Source organism: Nonomuraea salmonea (genome assembly GCF_042428605.1).
GTDB lineage: Bacteria > Actinomycetota > Actinomycetes > Streptosporangiales > Streptosporangiaceae > Nonomuraea > Nonomuraea salmonea.
This window is the reverse complement of sequence record NZ_JBHMCF010000057.1, coordinates 65,643-85,224: the sequence shown is the minus strand read 5'-3', so window position 1 is coordinate 85,224 and position 19,582 is coordinate 65,643. Positions and strand designations below refer to the sequence as shown.

General features: G+C 72.1%; 28 protein-coding genes. All 28 read left to right on the top strand.

Going from position 1 to position 19,582, the window contains the following annotated elements:
- The first annotated feature begins 439 nt into the window (after nt 1–439).
- The 28 genes from ACFFR3_RS46235 to ACFFR3_RS46100 all read left to right on the top strand — a co-directional run bounded on the left by ACFFR3_RS46235 (nt 440) and on the right by ACFFR3_RS46100 (nt 19,538).
- Complete coding sequence (locus tag ACFFR3_RS46235; protein WP_345410436.1) at nt 440–784, top strand: hypothetical protein; 345 nt, start codon at nt 440–442, stop codon at nt 782–784.
- A 306-nt stretch (nt 785–1,090) separates the two neighbouring features.
- A complete protein-coding gene (locus tag ACFFR3_RS46230) occupies nt 1,091–2,320 on the top strand; it encodes a helix-turn-helix domain-containing protein (RefSeq protein WP_379485231.1) in 1,230 nt (409 codons plus the stop codon).
- 154 nt (nt 2,321–2,474) lie between these two features.
- Nucleotides 2,475–2,840 (top strand): hypothetical protein, encoded by a 366-nt coding sequence (locus ACFFR3_RS46225; protein WP_345410441.1) that lies wholly within the window; start codon nt 2,475–2,477, stop codon nt 2,838–2,840.
- Nucleotides 2,841–3,197: 357 nt separating this feature from the next.
- On the top strand, nt 3,198–3,476 hold the full coding sequence (locus ACFFR3_RS46220) for a hypothetical protein (RefSeq protein ID WP_379485230.1): 279 nt from the start codon (nt 3,198–3,200) through the stop codon (nt 3,474–3,476).
- Complete coding sequence (locus ACFFR3_RS46215) at nt 3,473–4,069, top strand: Pycsar system effector family protein (protein ID WP_379485229.1); 597 nt, start codon at nt 3,473–3,475, stop codon at nt 4,067–4,069. Before ACFFR3_RS46220 ends, ACFFR3_RS46215 begins: the two co-directional genes overlap by 4 nt.
- 425 nt (nt 4,070–4,494) lie before the next feature.
- Complete coding sequence (locus ACFFR3_RS46210) at nt 4,495–4,788, top strand: hypothetical protein (RefSeq protein WP_345410445.1); 294 nt, start codon at nt 4,495–4,497, stop codon at nt 4,786–4,788.
- Complete coding sequence (locus ACFFR3_RS46205; protein WP_379485228.1) at nt 4,785–7,406, top strand: phage minor head protein; 2,622 nt, start codon at nt 4,785–4,787, stop codon at nt 7,404–7,406. The genes ACFFR3_RS46210 and ACFFR3_RS46205 overlap by 4 nt, the downstream gene beginning before the upstream one ends.
- A 13-nt stretch (nt 7,407–7,419) precedes the next feature.
- The gene (locus tag ACFFR3_RS46200; RefSeq protein WP_345410449.1) at nt 7,420–7,584 is read left to right on the top strand and encodes a hypothetical protein; all 165 of its coding nucleotides are present in this window, start codon (nt 7,420–7,422) and stop codon (nt 7,582–7,584) included.
- Entirely contained in the window at nt 7,581–7,910 is a 330-nt protein-coding gene (locus ACFFR3_RS46195) for a hypothetical protein (protein ID WP_345410451.1), read from the top strand. The genes ACFFR3_RS46200 and ACFFR3_RS46195 overlap by 4 nt, the downstream gene beginning before the upstream one ends.
- Nucleotides 7,901–8,218, top strand: coding sequence for a hypothetical protein (locus ACFFR3_RS46190; protein ID WP_345410453.1), 318 nt, complete (start codon nt 7,901–7,903; stop codon nt 8,216–8,218). The genes ACFFR3_RS46195 and ACFFR3_RS46190 overlap by 10 nt, the downstream gene beginning before the upstream one ends.
- 779 nt (nt 8,219–8,997) lie before the next feature.
- Nucleotides 8,998–9,579, top strand: coding sequence for a hypothetical protein (locus ACFFR3_RS46185; protein ID WP_379485227.1), 582 nt, complete (start codon nt 8,998–9,000; stop codon nt 9,577–9,579).
- A gap of 146 nt (nt 9,580–9,725) precedes the next feature.
- Nucleotides 9,726–9,911: a hypothetical protein gene (locus ACFFR3_RS46180; RefSeq protein WP_345410456.1), complete on the top strand. Its 186-nt coding sequence runs from the start codon at nt 9,726–9,728 to the stop codon at nt 9,909–9,911.
- A gap of 160 nt (nt 9,912–10,071) precedes the next feature.
- The gene (locus tag ACFFR3_RS46175) at nt 10,072–10,581 is read left to right on the top strand and encodes a hypothetical protein (RefSeq protein ID WP_379485226.1); all 510 of its coding nucleotides are present in this window, start codon (nt 10,072–10,074) and stop codon (nt 10,579–10,581) included.
- Between the two features lie 88 nt (nt 10,582–10,669).
- Nucleotides 10,670–10,969 carry a hypothetical protein gene (locus tag ACFFR3_RS46170; protein ID WP_379485225.1) on the top strand — a complete coding sequence of 100 codons (300 nt, stop codon included), beginning with the start codon at nt 10,670–10,672 and terminating at the stop codon, nt 10,967–10,969.
- 34 nt (nt 10,970–11,003) lie between these two features.
- On the top strand, nt 11,004–11,303 hold the full coding sequence (locus ACFFR3_RS46165) for a hypothetical protein (protein WP_345410464.1): 300 nt from the start codon (nt 11,004–11,006) through the stop codon (nt 11,301–11,303).
- Nucleotides 11,304–11,459: 156 nt separating this feature from the next.
- On the top strand, nt 11,460–11,696 hold the full coding sequence (locus tag ACFFR3_RS46160; RefSeq protein WP_345410466.1) for a hypothetical protein: 237 nt from the start codon (nt 11,460–11,462) through the stop codon (nt 11,694–11,696).
- A gap of 83 nt (nt 11,697–11,779) precedes the next feature.
- On the top strand, nt 11,780–12,526 hold the full coding sequence (locus ACFFR3_RS46155) for a hypothetical protein (RefSeq protein ID WP_345410468.1): 747 nt from the start codon (nt 11,780–11,782) through the stop codon (nt 12,524–12,526).
- Nucleotides 12,526–12,957 (top strand): hypothetical protein, encoded by a 432-nt coding sequence (locus ACFFR3_RS46150; protein ID WP_345410470.1) that lies wholly within the window; start codon nt 12,526–12,528, stop codon nt 12,955–12,957. The genes ACFFR3_RS46155 and ACFFR3_RS46150 overlap by 1 nt, the downstream gene beginning before the upstream one ends.
- 195 nt (nt 12,958–13,152) lie before the next feature.
- A complete protein-coding gene (locus ACFFR3_RS46145; RefSeq protein ID WP_345410472.1) occupies nt 13,153–13,509 on the top strand; it encodes a hypothetical protein in 357 nt (118 codons plus the stop codon).
- 189 nt (nt 13,510–13,698) lie between these two features.
- Nucleotides 13,699–13,932: a hypothetical protein gene (locus ACFFR3_RS46140; protein WP_345410474.1), complete on the top strand. Its 234-nt coding sequence runs from the start codon at nt 13,699–13,701 to the stop codon at nt 13,930–13,932.
- Nucleotides 13,933–14,098: 166 nt separating this feature from the next.
- Nucleotides 14,099–15,355 carry a ParB/RepB/Spo0J family partition protein gene (locus tag ACFFR3_RS46135; RefSeq protein WP_379485224.1) on the top strand — a complete coding sequence of 419 codons (1,257 nt, stop codon included), beginning with the start codon at nt 14,099–14,101 and terminating at the stop codon, nt 15,353–15,355.
- A gap of 60 nt (nt 15,356–15,415) precedes the next feature.
- Nucleotides 15,416–15,718 carry a hypothetical protein gene (locus tag ACFFR3_RS46130; protein WP_345410478.1) on the top strand — a complete coding sequence of 101 codons (303 nt, stop codon included), beginning with the start codon at nt 15,416–15,418 and terminating at the stop codon, nt 15,716–15,718.
- Nucleotides 15,719–15,818: 100 nt separating this feature from the next.
- Nucleotides 15,819–16,064 carry a hypothetical protein gene (locus tag ACFFR3_RS46125; RefSeq protein ID WP_345410480.1) on the top strand — a complete coding sequence of 82 codons (246 nt, stop codon included), beginning with the start codon at nt 15,819–15,821 and terminating at the stop codon, nt 16,062–16,064.
- A 194-nt stretch (nt 16,065–16,258) separates the two neighbouring features.
- Entirely contained in the window at nt 16,259–16,756 is a 498-nt protein-coding gene (locus ACFFR3_RS46120) for a hypothetical protein (protein WP_345410482.1), read from the top strand.
- A 71-nt stretch (nt 16,757–16,827) separates the two neighbouring features.
- A complete protein-coding gene (locus tag ACFFR3_RS46115) occupies nt 16,828–17,670 on the top strand; it encodes a DUF6349 family protein (protein ID WP_379485223.1) in 843 nt (280 codons plus the stop codon).
- Nucleotides 17,667–18,158: a DUF6349 family protein gene (locus ACFFR3_RS46110; RefSeq protein ID WP_379485222.1), complete on the top strand. Its 492-nt coding sequence runs from the start codon at nt 17,667–17,669 to the stop codon at nt 18,156–18,158. The genes ACFFR3_RS46115 and ACFFR3_RS46110 overlap by 4 nt, the downstream gene beginning before the upstream one ends.
- 9 nt (nt 18,159–18,167) lie before the next feature.
- Nucleotides 18,168–18,641 carry a hypothetical protein gene (locus ACFFR3_RS46105; RefSeq protein ID WP_379485221.1) on the top strand — a complete coding sequence of 158 codons (474 nt, stop codon included), beginning with the start codon at nt 18,168–18,170 and terminating at the stop codon, nt 18,639–18,641.
- Between the two features lie 69 nt (nt 18,642–18,710).
- A complete protein-coding gene (locus tag ACFFR3_RS46100; protein ID WP_379485220.1) occupies nt 18,711–19,538 on the top strand; it encodes a class I SAM-dependent methyltransferase in 828 nt (275 codons plus the stop codon).
- The last annotated feature ends 44 nt before the right edge of the window (nt 19,539–19,582 follow it).

Genomic DNA, 19,582 nt, shown 5'->3' with positions numbered 1-19,582 from the left:
GGCCCCCGCGCCGGTCCCCGTTCCGGTCCTCGCTGGCGCTGCCGCCGGTGCTTCGCCGGCGGCCCGGATGTCGGTCTCTCCCCGCCTGAATGTCGGCTCGAATGTCGGCCGGATTGTCGGCTCGAATGTCGGTCCGGCTGCCGGGTTGCAGGGTCCCGAATGTCGCCCCGTTGTCGGCCCCGTTGTCGGCCCGGTTGTCGGGTTGCAGGGCCCCGGGTGCCGCTGCAATGTCGGCCCCGGCGACGACGGGATGTCGGCTCCCGGCGGGCGTCCTGTCGGGTCCGTTGTCGGCCCGGTTGTCGGCTCGGATGTCGGCCCCGGCGACGGTGTCGGCGACGCCGGTGTCGGGCCCGGTGTCGGTCGCCCACCGGCGCCGGTGTCGGGCCGGGCGTCGGCCGGCGCCCCCGGCGTGCAGCCGACAGCCGTCTACACTGACCACGTGGACGAAGCGGTACCGGACGAACCCTCCCCCGAGCGCTGGGCCCGCACCCGCCGCAAGCACCGGCGGGTGCTGGAGGTCGAGGCACTGCTGGAGGTTCTGCGCAGTGACCTGTACGGCGAGATCAAGGGCCTGCTGCGGGACCTGCCCGTGCGCGGCGGCCGGCCCCGCGTCGTCAAGGAGCTGGGCCTCGACGGCAGCACCCGCCAGTACACGTGGGTCCGCTGGATCGACCAGCTCGACCTGGCCAGCCGTGAGCGCCGCATGGAAGACCAGCGCGCGGAGATGGGCGTCGCCGTCGAGCAGATCGAGGCACTCAAGCGCCTCCTCGGCTACGACGACTGACTCGCGTCGCGAGCTCGAGTACGCTGCGGCGGACTACGCGACCCGAGGGTTTCGCGTAGCGGCGGCCGCAGCTCGCCGGCGCGCTACGCGGGAAAACAGGAACGGCCCGGCCGCTTTTCAGCGGCCGGGCCGTTCTGGGTCCGGTTGACAGCCGAGACCCGCACCTGACACCCCAGGAGAGAGGCTGACCACAGAGGCGCCCTCACGAGGAGTATCGGGATACACCCTACCTGTCCCTGCCGGGCGGCGCGAGACCGGCTTACGCTGGGGAGGTACCTGACCCCCAGACCTGGAAGGGAATTTCGCGTGAGCGAATTCAACCTTGGGGCCCGCATCGCCGCTTTCCGCGACCAGCAGGGCATCACCCAGGAGGAGCTGGCCCGGCGCACGGGCTTCACGCCGGGCTACGTCCGGCAGATCGAGGGCGGCCGTCGCGCTGCCTCCAACGCGGCCACGCTGGTGCGCTTCGCACAAGGGCTCGGCCTGCGGGACGTCGCCATGCTGACCGGCGGCTACCCCTGGTCGGTGCAGCTCGAAGACAACCTGCGGCTGCTGCACCCGGCCGCCCGAGCGATGGACGACCTGCTGCGCCGCCCGCCGCTCAGCTTCGACGGCCAGGACGCCGAAGCGGTCGACGTCGACGGCATCCGGGCCCGCCTCACCCAGCAGTGGGACACCTGGCACACGCACCCGAGCTTCTACACGGAGGTGGCCCAGACGCTGCCCAGCATCGTGGTGGACGCGCAGCACGCGGTGGCCGCCGGCGGCGGCCGGAGCGAGTGGGCTCTGCTGGCCGAAAGCTACTTCCTGGTGCGGCAGTGGCTGCGCAAGACGAATGAGTCGGAGGCGGCGTCCCTGGCAGCGGAGCGTGCTCTGCACGCGTCGCAGATGGCCGCCGATCCGGTCCTGATCGCCATGTCCGCCTGGAACTTGATCGGGCAGCACAACGCCGCCGGCCGGTACGAAGCGTCGCTGGACGTGGCCAGGGACGGCATCGACCTGGCCGACAAGCACCTCGCCCGCGCCGCCGGCGAGGAGCAGGCGCGCAGGCTGCTCGGCATGAAGGGGGCGCTGTGGCTGTACGCGGCCATCGCCGCCGCCCGCCTGGAGGACCCGGACAACGCCTGGGCGTGCTGGGACCAGGGGGACGCCATCAGCCGCGAGCTGGGCCCGGCCTTCTTCGACCCGTGGACGACCTACTCCCAGGTGAACGTCGCCTTCTACGGCGCCGGCCTGGAGGTCGAGCTGGGCCGCACCCGCAGGGCGATCGACCGGGCGGAGGCCCTCGACGTCGGGGCGATGCCCTGCGTGGAGAGGCAAACGCGCATGCTCATCGACATCGCCCGCGCCTACGCGGAGCGGGGCGACCGCACCGCGGCGGTCGCCGTCCTGCTGAAGGCGGAGACGACGAGCCGGGAGGAGCTGACCTACAGCCTGTATGCGCGGGAGCTGGTCCGCGTACTCCTAAGGCGACAGCGCGGGATCAATCACGACGATCTCGTATCACTTGCGGGACGAATGGCCGTAGCCGCGTAATCAGTCGTGTACTTGCGGTATCTAGCCGGTATATGCTCCCGCGCGGGACGTAATTCCTGACCTGCACACTGTGACGCGGTCCACACGGAGTCCAGGTGGATTACCGTACTTGCTAGCTGGACCCCGCACCTGACACGACGAAATGGCGCGACCAATGCGAGGAAATCAGACAGCACGATCTGCACCTGACAAGCCGCAGTACTCCGGCCTGCTCGCCGAGCTGGCCGGAGTGCTCCACGCCGAACACGGCATCCCTGCACGACCCTGGCGCAGCAGGGCCGGTCACGCCGGGTTGTACGCGATTCAGCCCGGTGTCGGCGGCCCTGGGCTCACCGGCCTTTCGCAGGTCGTGGTGGTGTGCCCCACTGAGGACGGCCCGCAATGGGCGTGGTACTGGCCGGGAGACCGGCACGCGGGCAAGGAAAATAGTCCCGAGCTGGAGCGCTTCGCTCCGGCGGACCCCTCGACCATGGGGGAGACCGCGCGGCTCATCGCCCGCGTGCTCAGCCTGCGCTCCTGATCGGGAGGCAGGCGAGGGGCCGACAGATCTTCCCAGGATCGACGTCCATTTGTTTCGTGGGCGCGCCGTCAACCCCTCGCCTTCCTCTCCTCCCAGCTTTTCATTTCACCCCGGTAGGGGAAAGGCCTTTCACTCGCGGTGAAAGGTCATTCCGGAAAAGATCTTCCCCCTTTCTGTTGATGCTCATGCCGATGGGTCCCGTCCGTGCGCCAAAGCGCGCCGGCGGGACCCATCGGCATTTCCGGTCTTCCACTAAAGGACCCTCTTATATGCCTCGCTTGAGCCAGCCAACCACCTACGTGTACGGTGTTTTATGCATCGGGGTGGAGGAGCCCCCGACAGGTCACCGGAGCAACCATGAGCAGCGCCCGCTTCAAGCTGGCCGGCGTCGTCGCCGCCGGATACGTCGTTCTGGCGTCATACCTCTACGCCAACGGCGTCTTTCAAGACTGGGACCACTTCCGCCTCTTCCTGTGGCAGCTATCCCGCCCCGGCCGCCTGGAGGACCTGGTGCTGCCGGTGGGGGCGTTCGTGGTCTCGAACGTGGTCGCGTGCGACCACGACTGCCCCGGCCCGGGTCCGCACGTCGGGCTCGGCGTGCACCTGGACGACGACGAAGGAGAGACGACAGCATGACGGCACCCCACCACCGGCCGCCCTACCCCCACAGCGACGCACCCAGCGGCCCAGCGCGGCACCGCGCCGAGGACGGTCAGACCCGCGCCGAACGGGCTCGCCACCGCGAAAACACCGCCGCCGAGGTGGTCGACATCCTCAAAGCGGACTTCGCCGCCACACAGGAGCAGCTCAAACGCATCGACGAGAAGGCGAAGTTCTTCCTGGCGCTCGCCGGCGGCGGCATCGTCGTCGGCGCCGACCTGCTCACCGCTCAGCCGGCCCCGCCGCCGACCGCCACCGGATGGCTGATCAGCGGGCTCAGCATGCTCACCGTCTGCGTGCTGATGCTCATGGGTGTCGTCCTGCCCCGCCTCCCCCGCAAGCGCGAACGCGCCTACGGGATGTTCGCCGTCGCCCTGCGCGGGCCGCGGGCCGCGTTCGCCGCCGTCCGCCGCTCTGTCGAGCAGGTCCAGGACGACCTGGTCGACGAGTACGACCGGATGGCCAGGCTCGCCGTCCGCCGCTACAAGGTGCTGCGCGTCGTCGGCTGGTCCATCGGCGCCGCCGTCCTGCAGCTCGTCGTCGCCGTGCTGATCACCGTCTGGCACTGAACCGCGATCACCCTGCCGCGACCCCCTCGGGCCACCCCTCCGTTTGACCACCACCTGAGAGAGGACGGACCACAGATGGGCACCGTGCACCTGCCCCTCATCATCTTCGGTGTGATCTTCGCCGCCCTGATCGTCTACGCCTACTGGTCGGATGAGCGGCGGCGACGCTGACCCGGGCCGCGGCTTAGATGCGAAGACGCCCCTGCGCTCACCGCGCAGGGGCGTCTTGCTATCAACCCACCATCGCGCCGCGACCTGTAACCCCCGTGAACCGGCCGCGGTGATCGGATACGCCGCATCATCGCAGCCCCAGCGGGCTTTCACCACCCCGGACAGCCACGACTTTGCCAGAGGTGTACCAGGGGCAGGGCAATGATCGCGAGGCACCCGTACGCGCCCGCCCTGTATGCCGTACCAGTGGTCGGGTGACCATACTTGCGGCTCTCCTGGCGCTCGGCGCTACCGTCCGGCTGACCCGGCTGGTCACCGCCGACGTGCTCACCATGCCCATCCGTACCTACGCGGCCGACCGGTGGGGAGAGGCGTCCCGCATCGCCTACCTCCTGTCGTGCCCGTGGTGCGCCTCCATGTACGTCGCCCCGCCCGTCATGGCCACAGCCCACGTCTGGGGCGGCACCGTCGTCTGGCAGGTCGCCGCCGGCGCGCTCACCGCCTCCTACCTGACCGGCCTGGCCGCCGAATGGCTGGAGGCGGAGTGAGCGACGCTGACCCGTGGCTGCCCGCACGCTTGCGCGCCCAGCAGGCCATCGTCGACGGCGAGCGCGACGTGGAGCTCGCCGTCCGCCAGGCCATGCAGCAGTGGCTGGAAGGGGTGCGGCGGCTGGCGCTCGACGACCTCGACGCGCTGCAAGCGTCCGGCGAGCTGCAGCCGAGCGAAGCCGAGTGGATGGCGGCGCTGAGCGAGTTCGCCGCCCCCGCGATCGAGAGCCTGTTCGGCGAGTGGTTTCTCACGGTCGCCCGCACCGCTGAGATCAGCGACCAGCTGTACCGCGAACGCTTCATGGAGCAGGTGTGGTCCCGGCTGCGCCTGTTTCCGGCGTCGGCGATGGAGGAGATCCGCGGCGAGCTGCTGGAGGCGCTCAGCGAGGGCGAGGACATCGAGACGATCCGGCGGCGCCTGGCCGCCATCCTCGACTTCGACGCCACCGCGGGCGCGTCCGGCGAGCAGCAGGAAAGCCGCGACATCCAGGCCCGCATCCGCGAGATCGAGCGGCAGCTCGAAGAGGACCTGACGCCGGCCGACCGTACGGTGCTGCGCGGCGAGCGGGCCGCCCTGTACGACGACCTGTACGCCGCCGAGCGGCGCTGGGTGTGGAAGGCGCGCAGGATCGCCCGCACCGAGACGATGGCGGCGCTCAACGGCGGCAGCCAGGCCGGTGCCGAGGCCCGCGCCCAGGTGCTCGGTCTCACCCTCTACAAGCAGTGGTTGTCGTCGCACGACAAGAGGGTGCGGCCCGAGCACCGCGACGCTGACGGCCAGGTCCGGCCCTTGCATGAGGCGTTCCGGGTGGGGGGCTTCCCGCTCGACCACCCGGGCGACCCGAAGGGGCCCGCGTACCTGGTGGTGCAGTGCCGCTGCACCACCTTGTACCTGGACGAGGACGAGCTGGATGCCGAGCAGCGTGCCCGGCTGGCCACCCGCGACCCGGACGGCCCCGTCAGTGCCTCCTCCGCCCTCGACGCCGACGCTCCCGACGCCGGTGGGGACGTCGCCGCAGACACCGGCCCCGGCAGCCCGCCGGCACCCGGCCCGGCACCCGGCCCGGCACCCGCTGCGCAGCCCGCACCGGAACCCGTGCCGGAACCCGAGCCGGAACCCGAGCAGGATCCGGGGCCGGCCCCCGCCCCCGGCGCGCACGCCGCAATGTCCACCACGGGCCCAGGTGGGCCCGTCACCGCCGCAGGAGGCGAGACCGATATGAGCACACCCGACCAGCTCCCCAACGGCTGGCGCGGAGCTATGGGAGCCCTCGACGTCGAGACCGGCGACAGCCGGATCCTCGCGATGCCGCCCGATGGGCTGCGCACCCGCGAAGGCACCATCGTCCTGATGTGGCAGGAGTCCACGTCGGTCGGCCACGACGGCAGCGTCCTGGTCGGCCGCGCCGACAAGGTGTGGACCGAGGAGGTCGACGGCGTCACCTACGTGATGGGCGAAGGACCGCTCGACACCGAAGGCGAGCACGGCCGGGAAGCCGCCCGCCTCATGCATAACGGCCTGCTGACCGGCATCAGCATCGACCCCGACGACATCACCGTCGAGTGGCAATTCCGCGACCAGGACGGCAACGAGATCAACGTCGCCGCCATGGACGAGTACGAGTTCTGGGAGAAGCTCGACAGCGGCGAAATCACCGAGGTCATGGTGATGACCGACTGGCGGCTGATGGGCGGCACACTCGTGCCCTTCCCGGCCTACGACCAGGCCAGGATCGAGCCGGTCTACGACTACGCCTCACCCACCACCAGCGACGGCGACGACGACGCCGGAGACGACGACGCCAGCAGCGGAGACAGCGGGGACGGCGGGGACGGCGGGGACGGCGAAGGGCTGGCGGCGTCGGCCGCCGCCGACGTCACCGTCTACACCGCCGCCGACTTCGCCGACCCGCGCCTGTCCGGCCCGACCCCGCTGACCGTCACTCAGGACGGCCGAGTGACCGGCCACCTGGCCGTCTGGGGCACCTGCCACGTCGGGATCGGCGACGTGTGCGTCACCCCGCCCAAGAGCCGCACCGACTACGCCTACTTCCACGTCGGCGCCGTCCGCCTGGAGGACGGCGCCAGCCTGCCGGTCGGCACCATCACGCTCGGCACCGGCCACGCCGACCCCAAGCTCGGCTACCAGGCAGCCGCAGCCCACTACGACGACACCGGCGCGCAGGTCGCGGTCGTCCGCGCCGGCGAAGACGAGCACGGCATCTGGGTGTCGGGCCGCGTCCTGGGCCACGTGACCGCCGCCCAGGTCGAGGAGCTGATGCGGTCCCCGCTGTCGGGAGACTGGCGCTCCATCGGCGGCAACCTGGAGCTGGTCGCCGCGCTGGCCGTCAACCGTCCCGGCTTCCCGGTCCTGCGCTCCATGGCCGCGTCCTCCGCCGGGCAGCAGATGTCGCTCGTCGCGGCCGGATACGTGCGCCGCCGCCCGCGCCGGCCCGGCAGCGGCCCGGCCATCGACTACGCCCGGCTGGCGCAGATGGTGGCTCGCGAGGTCGCCGCCCAGAACGCCCGCACCGCGCGGGCGCAGAAGCTCGCCCGCCGGATCGGGCGGGACCCCTACAGCCGCGCCGCCACTGTCGCGGCCCGGATCGGACGATAAGGAGGCCCCTCTCATGGGATGCGGATGCAACAGCGGCAACGGCCGGCAGGTCACGAAGTACCGGGTGACGTTCCCGAACGGCCGCCACCAGGACTACCCAACGAAGGCCGAGGCGGAGACGGCCCGCAAGAACGCCGGCGCCACCGCGCCGGTCCGCCCTGTGAAGGTGCAGGCGTGAAGCCGTCCATTGCCCGCATGGTGCACTACCGGTCGCGCGGGTCGGCGGACGGGCAGCACCCGCCCGAGTGCGTGCCCGCGATCGTGACCGGCCTGCTCGACGGCGACGACGAGCCGGTTTCGCTCGCCGTGATCAACAAGGCGGGCTTGTTCTTCAACCCGGACTGCCGCCACGACGAGGGCCAGGCGCCGGGCACCTGGCACTGGCCCGAGCAAAAGCCCAGCCTGGTCGCAGCGGTTCCCGCTCCGCGGCCGGCGGGCGACGCCGTGCCCGACGGCGTGCCCGGCAAGCGGTGCTGCGGAAGGGCAGGCTGCCCATGCAACTGACCAGCGAGCCCGGCTGCGAGCATCTCGACTTCGCCGCCCAGGTCGGCATCAACCGGCTGACCAAGGAGGAAGGCGGCCCGGTGACCGCCTACTCGGCGGACATCGAGGTCCGCTGCGCCGCGTGCGGGGTCCGGTTCGAGTGGATGGGCCTGGAGTGCGGGATGCTGCCGGACCGGCCGATGGTGGACGTGAGCGGCACGATGATGGCCGCTCCGCTGCGGCCGGTCGGCTCCGACCCGTCCTTCGGGATGGACGCGCCCGGCTACCGGGTGCGGGCGTACGTCAAGGACGAGTTGCCCCCTGCCTGAGCTGGGGGAAGGCTTTGCCGGACCATGGCCGGACAGCCGAGCGGGCATAGGTGCGGGCGCACTACCGTCTCCGACATGACATCTGTGCTGAGCGACATCCTCAACGTCCTTCAGGACGCACACCTCCACGACATCCTCGTCTACGTCCCGGTCCTCAGCCCTGTGGGCTGAGCCAGGCACCTGGCGCGGACCGATCTCTCTCTCGATCGTGGCCATTGGAACGCCTCGCCCCTGTTGGGGCGGGGCGTTCTGCTTTCGCGTCGCGCGCCGGCGAGCTGCGGCCGCCGCGACGCGGACGCGGTAGTCTCGGTGGGCACCCAGGGCGGCCGAAGCGGGACGGACCGCCGGGTATGCAGTGCCCCCCGCGCGGCGTCGGGGGATCGCCATAGCGGGGGGTGCTGCGCAAAGCTGCGCATATAGGCGATCGGGTTGTGAGCGGCGGGCGGCGGTGCCATCGTGGAGGCACCTCCCAGGGGCCAGGTGACCACTCCAGGGGGCGATTGATCAACGCGGCGCCCGGGGCGGATCGTCTCCCGTCCCGGGCGCCGCAGGGTGGAGCTCATCCTCCCTTCCGCAGGGCTGTTCCCCCGAGGGCTCCCCGCACATCATGCTGGCCGGTTCCCCCGATCGGCCGGGGCGGTGGGCCGCTTGTCGAAGCCCTCCGCCGGTCCGTCCCCGTGGACCGGCGGAGGGCTTCGTCATGCAGGCGGTCACCGCAGGCCGCGCAGGGGATCACCGCACGTTTGACTGTAGATATGAGAGCGTGCGATCATAGGTGTATGACAGGACGATTGGGCGCGGAGTACGCGCCGGAAGACAACCAGCAGGCAGCGGCTGACCTCGCCGCTGCCCACCAGGCGATTTACGCGGCGGAGGCGGCGGAGGTCCGCGCCGTCGCGGTGGCTCGCGCCAGGGGCGCGAGCTGGGACGCGATCGCGGCGGCCCAGAGCATGGATGCGGCCAACTCCACCCGCAAGTACGGCCCGCTCGCGCAGCAGGTGCAGGAAGCGGAGGGGTTCGACGCCGGCGAGGGCGCGAAGCAGGACGCCTTGGAGGCGGTGAAGACCGCGCACCAGGCGGTCGAGGATGCAGAGTGGGACGAGATTGACGCCGTGGCAGCCGCGCGATTTCGCGGCGTGCCGTGGGATGAGGTTTCCCGGATTGTCGAGATGCGGCAGCCGAACGCTGTCCGCAAGTACGGTCAGTATTTGGCGGAGCCCAAGGTGAGCGTTTCTTTCCAGCGTGCCTCGGACGGAGCATTGGTAATCAAGGAGACGCGCACGGTCCGCATTCCTCGTACGACGCTGCCGACGCGCAGGACGCGGGCGCGGCAGAAGGAGCAGGTCGCGGCCGAGCTTTAGCCGGCGGACGACGAGCGCCCCCGGGGGGAGATCCCCCCGGGGGCGTTTCTTTTTTCGGGGAGTTTCCGCGAACCCGGCCCGCCCCCGACCTGGCGATCCCGGGCAGCGCGAAGGCGATCCGCGCCGGCAGCGCGCTCCGCCGGGCCGTGACCGAATGGAGGATCAAGACGCCTGGCATGGAGGAGCTGGCCATGCTCGCGCTCGGCGGCACGCTCTACTACGGGCCGCGGCTGCGGGTGCTGCTCCACAAGATGGTGGTCACCGCGCCCGAGCGGCGGCGGTTGACGGCCGCGCTCGGGCCCGCGCTGCTGGAGGTGGCCGGCGACGAGTAGCCCCGGACAGCGCAGTCGAGAGCCCCGGCAGGATCCCTCCTGCCGGGGCTCTCGTCGTGTTTCCGCAGGTCAGAACACCCAGCCACGTTGACGTAGATCAGAAAGTCGCCTATCATAAAGACGTAACGGAGAGACGGACTGACCCGAAAGGACCCGCACCATGGCCACCAGCCCAGCCGCCACCAGCTCCGCCGCGCTCGCAGAGAGCACCCTGGACCTCCTGCGGTCGCTCGACCTGGCCGACGACCAGCGGCTGTCCCACAGCGACCACGCCTACGGCCTGGTCCGGCAGGGCCTGACCGCGATCGTCAAGCGGCTGGCGCCCCAGTGCACGGCTCCGCAGATCGACAAGATCATCACGTGGGCGATGATGGAGGGCTGCTCGCTGGCCGACGCGCTCGACTACTTCACCCGCCTCGGCGAGCAGGAGACCCGCCGCGCCGAGGGCCGCTACGTGCAGGCCGCCGCCCGCGCCCTGCTCGCCCAGGCGCACGGCGGCCCCGGCGGTGAAGGCGGCCGGCACGCGGAGGGGGTGGCTGAGATCGCTCTCGCCGAGCTGCGGAGGCTGACCCGCCAGCACGAGAGGGAGATCATGGCGCGGCTGGCCGAGCGAGTCACCGAGGAGTACGAGCGGCTGTGCGCGGCGCTGGAGACGATCGGCGCCGAGTAGCCCCGGACGCCGTAGCCGAGAGCCCCGGGCGGGACCGCCCGCCCGGGGCGGGCCGTACCCAGCCTGACCGACCTCGAAGGAGACCCTGATGACCGAGACCTCCAGCACTGACGGCTTCGCCAGGTGGCACGCCGAGCTGGCCGCCCGCGTAGCCGGCCGCGACCTGGTCGACGCCGCCCGCCGCCTGCGCGCCGTGCTCGGCGCTCCCGCCACCGCCACGACCGCCGTCGTGCTCGGCATGGCCGACATCCGGGCCAGGGACAGCCGGCTCGTGGACCGGCTGCGCGCCGACCACGAGCGCGCCTGCTCGGACTTCCTGGGAGCGGTGACCGACCTGGCAGAGCTGGACCCGCCCGTAGACGTCCGCCCCCTGCTGCCGCCCCGCTGACCCCTCGACCGGCCCGACCTTGGAGGAAGTCCAGATGCACACCGGCCCCGTCGTCCTGCCCGATCTCGTGCACGTCTCCCCGGCCGTGCTGAAGCGCGGCCACATCGTGCGCGTCACCAGCAGCGACACACTGAGCGCGACCGACGCCTACGGCATCGTGCGCGCGTGCAAGAAGTTCCCCAGCGGGTGGCGGATCCGCTGGGACGCCGCCACCACCACCGCCGACGCGACCGGCATCCTGCACGTTCCGGAGGGCCTGGTCTCGTGCGTGCCGGTGCATCAGTGGGTGCGCATGGTCCATACGCGCGCCGCCGAGCTGGGCCGCCGGGGCTGACCCCTCCGATCTCCGCCCCCGCGCCGGTCGATCCTCTTCACCGGCCCGGGGGCGGAGTGTTTCCGCAGGTCAGAACCCCCAGCCGCGTTGACGTAGATCCGATAGTCACCTATCATAAAGATGTAAGCAGTTCGCACGACCGAACGGATCCGCACCATGACACTCCTGATCGACACCCTGACCGTCGCCCTACAGCCGGGCCTCGACCTGCTCCTGCCCGTGGCCAAGGGCCTCCTCGACGGGGCCGCGAACTTCCTCGGCATCGTCGGCGGATTCATCGGCGACCTGCTGAGCGTGTCCGGCGGAGGCTCCCCGGAGGAGGGGTGGCAGAGTGCCGTCGTCGAGGAGGCTCACCGCCTCCTGACGATCGACCCCGGCGACCTGGCCGTGTAACCCCGCCCCGGCCGGGGCCGCGCACCCCGCGGCCCCGGCCACCCGGACCGGACCACACCTACACGCCCAGGGAGGCAGCAACCATGACCATCACCATCGACACCACCGCCGCCGGGCCGCTCCCCGCCCACACCAGCAGGACCGCCCGCCAGGCCCACGCGCTGCGCGTGGCCGCCCACCTGGTGGCCACCCACGACGCGCCGCCCGTGGACTGGCACGTCGCGTCCAGCGCCCGCGACGCCGGGACCTTGCTCGCCGTCGTCATCGGCGGCAGCGAGCTCGACCGCATCGACACGATCGACGCATGGGCCGCCGCGCTCGGCGTCACCCCGCAGTGGCGCCGCTACGTCGCGGATGGCCGAGCCGGTGAGTACCGGATCGACACCGCCGTCAGCGGAGTCCCTGTCAGCCTCCAGGCGTTCCTGCCGGACGAGCCGGCCACCATCCAGCCGTCCGACATCGAGCCCGGCACCGGCCGGGTCGCCGGGCCCGGCCGCGCCGCCGGGGCCGGCCGCCAGGCCCACGCGCTGCGCGTGGCCGCCCACCTGGTGGCCACCCACGACGCGCCGCCCGTGGACTGGGCCGTCGCGGGCAGGGGCCCGGCCGCCGGTACGGTCGCCGCCGTCGTCCACCGGGTCGTCGCCCACGACCGCATGGACGCTCTCGACGCGTGGGCCGCCGTCCTGGAGGCCGCGCCGACCTGGACGGAGTTCCGCCCCGGCTCCGGCGAGTACCGGATCGACACCGCCGCCGCAGGTGTGGACGTCTCGGTCGTGACGTCCCTGCCCGCGAGCCCGGCCGCGATCGAGCTGGCGGAGGTGGGCATCTGATGGCCGCGCCCGCCACGCCCGCGCCGGAGCAGCGCGTATACGTCTACGACCGGCCCGCCTGCATCACCTACGCCATCACCGCGCCCAGCCAGGACGCGGCCGACGACGCCGCCGAGCTGCTCGCCTCCTGGCGGCCGGAGACCCGGCCCGCGCCGCGCGACCTCGACTGGGCCGGCGACCGCGACGCCACGGTCTCGGAGGTCACGGTCGTCGAGTTCGAGCTGTACCCGGCGCTGGTCCGCGTCGAGGACCAGGCGGGCCGGGTCCTCGACGACTGCCCGTCCCGCCCGCAGGTGGAGACCGCGCTCGACCTGCACGAGAAGCTCGCCGCGATCCAGGGCAAGGCCATCGCCGTGGCCAAGGCCCAGGCGGGCGGCGATGCCGCCGCCGTCGCCGCCCTGGTGGAGGAGCTGGTGGAGGAGTGCCTGTGACCGTGGCCGCCCGCCCCTGACCGAAGGCCCCGGCCCGACCTGGCCGGGGCCTTCGGCTGTGCGCGGCCGGCACGGGGATCGCGGTGTTTCCGCAGGCCAAAACCCCAGCAAGATCGACACAGTGGAGAGAGTGAGCTATCATAAAGACGTGCCCGGTTCTGGGCCGCACCTGACACCCGACCGAGGGAGGACCTCATGAGCACGACATCCGCCACCGGCATCATCCGGCGCGGCACCGCCCGCGAGCTGACGAGCATCGGCCGCGCGCTGGCTGACTTCGCCGGCCGAGACCTGCCCGCCGTCACCTGGACCGTCCACGCCGGCGGGGATCTGGCGAACCGGCTGGTCGGGGAGCTGGACCTGGGCTGCCATGCCCAGCTCCACGAGGAGCCGCAGGTGGCCGCCGCGATCCGCGAGTGGGCGGCTTTCCTGGACGGCGAGCCGGCGTGGGAGAGGGACGGCGCAGGGACGGGCGGTCTGTACGTCGTCCGTGCGCAGCATCTCGGCGCGGAGGTCGAGGTCGCCGCCTACCTGCTCAACCCGTCCGCCTAGCCTCCGCCCGCACCAGGCCCCGGCCCGCCATGGCCGGGGCCTTTCGCTTTCCCCGTCCGGGTCGCAGTCGAGCATTTCCGCAGGTCAGAAGCCCGAACCATTCGACACAGATATGAGAGTTCACTATCATAATTACGTGTTCGGGTTTACCCGGGCCGCACCTGACACCCGACCTGCAAGGGGGACGAGATGGACGCCACCGCAAACGAGACGACGGCCGCCGCTGACGAGCCGATCGACTGGCACGCCGCCGCCGCCCGCGTCACCCGGGCCAGCCTCGCCAAGATGCGCGAGGCCACCGGCGTCGAGCTGGACACCTGGGAGACGCGCCTGCTCGTCACCATCGCCCGCGAGGGGGACGTCGAGGCGTTCTGCTCGCTGCTGCGCAAGGTTCGCGCCGCAGCCGCCGCCCCTCCCTTCTGACCGCGCCCGCCCGGACGGATCATGCGTCGGGCCCGCAGTATTTCCGCAGGTCAGACGCATGATCCGCTTGACGTAGATCCGATAGTCCACTATCTTAAAGATGTGAACGGGGACGGTTCCCCGGACGCCGCACCTGACACCTACTGACACCAAGGGAGACAGACCGATGGCCGCCAAGAAGACCAAGAAGACCGCCCCCGCCGCCCCCGCCGCCGCCAAGGGCAAGGCCAAGGGCAAGAGCGCCGCGAAGACTGCCTCTCCCGCCGCACCGGTCAAGTTCGGCCTGCGCTACATCCCCACCGACAAGATCCGCCGCAACCCCGACCAGCCCCGCAAGCACTTCGACCAGGAGAAGCTCAACCAGCTCGCCGCCAGCATGAAGGAGGTCGGGCAGATCCAGGCGATCATCGTCCGCTACTGCCCTTCGACCCGTGACTACGTGCTGATCGCCGGTGAGCGGCGCTGGCGCGCCGCCCACATCGCGGAGATCACCGAGCTGCACGCCGTTGTCACGCACGACGGCGACGACGCGTTCGCCCGGTCCGTCGCCGAGAACTGCGGCAGGGCCGACATGACGCCGATGGAGGAGGGCCGCGGCTTCGACGAGATGCTCCGGCTCGGCTACCCGATCGAGCGGGTCGCCGCGATCGTCGGCAAGAGCCTGCCCTACGTGCAGAGCCGCATGGCGCTGCTCAAGCTGGACCCGGCGGTGCAGGAGGCGGTCGACAAGGGCCACGTCAACGTCGGCCTGGCCGTGGAGATGACGCGGCTGCCCGCCCCCGCCCAGGTCGAGATCCTCGCCCGCTCGCTGCGCGGTGAGTGGAGGTCGGGCCGCGACGCGATCGCCTACGCCAAGACCCGCGCCGACGCCCACGAGGCCGCCGAGCAGCAGGGCGAGCTGCTGGTGGTAGCCGGCGCGCCGACCGAGGAGGAGAAGACGGCCATCCGAGCCAAGCGCGCCAAGGCCGCCGCCAGGTTCGACCGGCTCGCCGCCGCCGCCGAGATTCTGCAGCAGATCATCGACACCGACGCCGCCGAGCTGGCCACCGTCCTGGCCGGGGCTGACGGAGGGATCGTCGGCTTCCAGAAGCAGATCGAGGGCTTCCGCTCGGTCGCGTGGAAGGCCAACGCCAAGCTGCGCGAGGCAGCCGCGATCGCGCAGATGCGCGCCGCCGCCGTCGAGGTCAACCCCGACGCCGCCGCCGAGCCCGCCACCGAGCCCGCCGCCGCCGAGGTGGAGGCCGAGGTGGAGGCCGACGAGCTGGAGGAGTGCGCGCGCTGCCGCACCGCCACCGCGCACACCGAGCAGGACTGCGGCACGTGCGGCCCGGTGACCGCCTGCACGAGCTGCGACGTGTGCCCCAAGTGCGGTGACTTCACCGCCGACCCGGCGGACACCGCCGCCGACGTGGCCGCCGCCTGACCTGACCACCACCGAGCGGGAGGGGCGCTGAGCGCCCCTCCCGGGAACGGAGCCCGCACCATGGCCACCGCCGCCCCGTCCGCAGGCGACTGGATCACCTGCCTGCCGTTCGCCGAACCCGTCCGCGTGATCGCGCTCGCTGAGACGCTGACCGGCGTCGAGATGGTCGTCCGCACCGTGCGCGGCAAGGACTGCCCGGTTTCGCTGGAGGGCCTCGACTGGGCCCCGGCCGACGAGCCCGGCAGCGTCGTCACCGGCCGCCCGGCCCCGCGCCCCCGCACCGTCCAGGACGCCCTGTTCTACGAGATGGGACACGGCGCGGGCGGACGCCCGGACGACCTGTTCGGCTTCTCCGACCAGTAGCCGGCCGACCCGCCTGAGAGGCGCCGAGAGCGTCTCTCAGGCCCGATCACCGCCCCGCCGGGCTTCCTTGCCTTCACCACCTGCCACGAGAGGAACAAGCATGCTCACAGACCCGCGCAGAGGGCCGCTCCCCATCGCCTACCAGCTCGACGACGACCGGATGCTGTGCTCCGGCAACTGCCTGGGGGAGCTGGCCGCCGCCGCCCTGGCCGACGCCGGGCAGCACGTCGGCGACGTCCACCCGTGGACGGTCGACCTGTACCCGGGCGACCCCGCCGTCTGCTGCTCGGGCTGCGGCGCGACCATCCTGCCCGCCCCTCCGTTCGAGCCGGACAGCGACGACTGACCGTTCGCCCCGGCCCGCCCCCCGGCCCGGCTCCTCCTCCTGCGCCCCCCGGCGTGCCACCCGCACCCGGGGGCGGAGCGCCTCCTGACCAGCAGTTTCTTTACCTTCCGGTCACCCGGAAAGATCGACGTAGATACGAGAGTCGCATATCATTAAGACGTAACGAAGCACCTGACACCCAGGAGGAACACCCGATGCGCACTCTCGCCGCCACCACCACCCAGACCACCGTTCACCTCCCGGCCGCCGACTGGCAGCTCATCATCGACGCCATCGCCACCGCCGCCGCCGACGGCGCGGACTGGTGCTGGTGCGAGAGCCTCACCGAGGCCGGTGTGTGCGACTGCGTCGAGGACCACGCCGCCGCCCACGAGTACCGCGAGGTCGCCGACGAGCTGGAGCGCAAGGTCAAGGGCCGTCGCGGGCGCGTCGCCGTCACCTACTCCGCCAGCACCTGGCACCTGATCGCCGTCGCCGCCGCCAAGGGCGCCGCCGACAACGCCGCCACGGTGGGCTTCGACTGCACCCAGGCAGGCCGCCCCACGTGCGCGGACTGCACCGCCCAGCGGCAGATCACCGACCAGCAGGCGCAGCTCGCCCGCCGCGCCGCCCGCGCCGCCCGCGCCGCGTACGTGGCCACGAGCCGCGCGCCGCGCGCCCCGCGCGGCACCCGCCCCCGCTACGCCCGCTGACCACCCAGGGTGCGCGCCCGCGACGGGCGCGCACCCCGCCCACCACCACCACCACGAAGAGGGAGCCTCTGATGGACATCACCATGAGCGGCGACGACTGGGCCAGCCTCATGGAGGGCCTCGACATCGCCCACGACACCCACAAGGCCCGCAGCGAGCAGCAGGCCGGCCGCGCCGTCCAGGCCCTGGCCGGCACCATCGACGACCGCGCCGACTACCGCACCGACGACGACAGCGCCGCCCAGCCGTGCACGGTCACCCTCGACGACGCCCAGATCCGTGCCGCCGCCGACGCCGCCGACCTGGCCGCCGACACCCTGAGGCGCAACGCCGCCCGCTGCTGCGGCGAGGACACCTTCTGCTGCGACGACTGCGACAAAGACGGCGACAAGGCCGACACCCTGGCCTGGCTGGCGGCCCGCCTGCGCGGCTGCCGGATCCAGCCGAAGGCCGGCGACGACTGCCGGGCCTTCGTTCACCACAAGCTCGCCGACGCGATCGAGCGGGACGGCGGCGACCCCAACCCGGCCAGCGTCGCCGACCCCGGCTACCACCTGCGGTATTGGGCGAGCTGCTCCGGCTGCGGCCACGAGACGCCGCTGCGCTCGACCGAGAACGCCGCCGCCGAGGACGGCTGCGATCACGCCTACCCCGGATGGCGAAACAAGCCCGTCATGGAGTACCACCCCTACGACGGCAAGAAGCTCCAGAAGTGGCAGGAGGCGGTGCGGCGCGTCTACGGAGACGCCTGGCTCGACCGCTCCGGCCCCGTGCGCGAGGCCAGGACCGGAGCCGCCAGCAGGCACGTCCCCGAGTTCGCGCCCGGCGGCGGCTACCTGATGGCCGTCATGTGCGACCGCCCCGCCGCCCCCAAGCCGGACCCGGACCCCGTGCAAGGGGCGCTGTTCGGATGACCGGCGACACCTGCCGCGCCCACCGGCGTAGCTGCCGCACCAGCGACCTGCCGCCCGGCGTCGACCCCGACCCGGGCAGCGTCGCCGACCCCGGCTACCCGGTGCGCTTCTGGGCCCACTGCCCCGGCTGCGGCTGGCAGGGCCCGCTGCGCTCGGACGACAACGCGGCGGCCGAGGACGGCTGCGACCATGCCTACCCCGGATGGCGAGACAAGCCGATCATGCGTCACCGGCCCTGCAACGAAACCCAGCTCAAGGAGTGGCAGGACGACGTCCGCCGCGCCTACGGAGTCGCCTGGATCGACCGGGCCGGCCCCGTACGCGAGGAGCGCTACGGCAGAGGCGACCGGATATGGGGAGGCGCGCCGGGCGGCGGCTTGCTGATGCCCGTCATGCGGCCAGGCCAGCCACCCGGAACGCTGTTCTGCGTCTACACCGGCCGCCCGCTGCCCCGCCCAGACGACGCCCAGCAATCCCTGTTCGAGTAAGGAGACACGATGCCGATCCGGCTGCCAGCCCCCCGCCACGACCCGCGCGGCCCGGACGGGCAGGGCTGGAACCGGCTCTCGCTCAACGCGGGACCCGTCTACGCCGCCCAGTGCGCGCTGCGCCCCCTCGCCCCGTCCAAGCTGTTCGAGGCGCACGACACCCGCCGGGCCACGTGGGGAGGGTTCGGGCCGTGCGTCCGCGACAGCGGCGACTGCGCCGCCTGCCCGGTAGCCAGGCGTCCCCGCCGCCGCCTCGCCGCCGACAGCGACCGGGTTCTCGTACGCGAGCGGGAGCGCCACATCGACGCCGGCTTGTTCGGGCGGGTGCGGAGCGAGTACCTGCTCGTCGCCGACCCGGCCGCCGGGTGGGAGTCGCCCGCCGAACGGTGGTCGCTCGACGAGCTGGCCGACGTCGACGGCTGGAGGTACGACCGGCCGCACGCAGACGAGCATTCGCGCGGCTTCTGGCTGCGCCGCACCTGACCAGCACCCCCGCACCCGACACCGCACCTGACACCCGCACCTGACATCCGACACGGAGGAGATCCCGACATGGCCAAGCTGACCCGCCGCGAGGAAGCCGCTCACCGCCGCGCTTGCGAGCTTCTCGCCCTGCCCCGGCCGCTCACCGACGACGAGGCGATGCAGGTCCTGGAGGACTGGCACGAGGCAGCCAGCATGGACCGCGCCGCGCGCGGCGCCTACTTCACGCCGATGGAGATGGCGTACGACTTCCGGCTGAACGTGCACGGGGGTCGGGTGATCGACCTGTGCGCGGGCACGGGCCGGCTGGCGTGGTGGGCGCGCGACAAGTGGCTGCGCCGCGCGAACGGCGAGCCGCCCCGCGAGCTGGTGTGCGTCGAGCGCAACCGGCTGTACGTCGAGGTCGGCCGCCGCGTCCTACCGGAGGCGACGTGGATCTGTGGCGACGTGTTCGACGTGCCCGGCATGGGGCTCGGGCGGTTCGACTGCGCGATCTCCAATCCGCCGTTCGGGCCGATCACGGCCCGCGCCGGGTCAGCGCCCCGCTACAGCGGAGACCGGTTCGAGTACCACGTGATCGACCTGGCGGCGGACCTCGCCCGCCGTGGCGTGTTCGTCATCCCGCAGGGCTCGGCGCCGTTCCGCATCTCCGGCGGCCCGTACCGGGAGCAGACCAGCCGCGAGCTGGAGCGGTTCCACGCCGAGACGGGGATCCGCATGGACTGCGGCGTCGGCATCGACACCACGCACTACGAGGGGTGGCGTGGCGTCAGCCCGGCCACGGAGATCGTGACCTGTGATTTCACCGAGCGGGAAACCCCCGCAGCGCCGCCCGCCCCCGGGGCGGCGGTCCGGCCGGCGGGAGGGCAGATGGAGCTGTTCGCCGCGCTGGCCTGACCCTCGCCCCTCCCCCCGGCCGGACCCCCGGCCGAGGGGGAGGG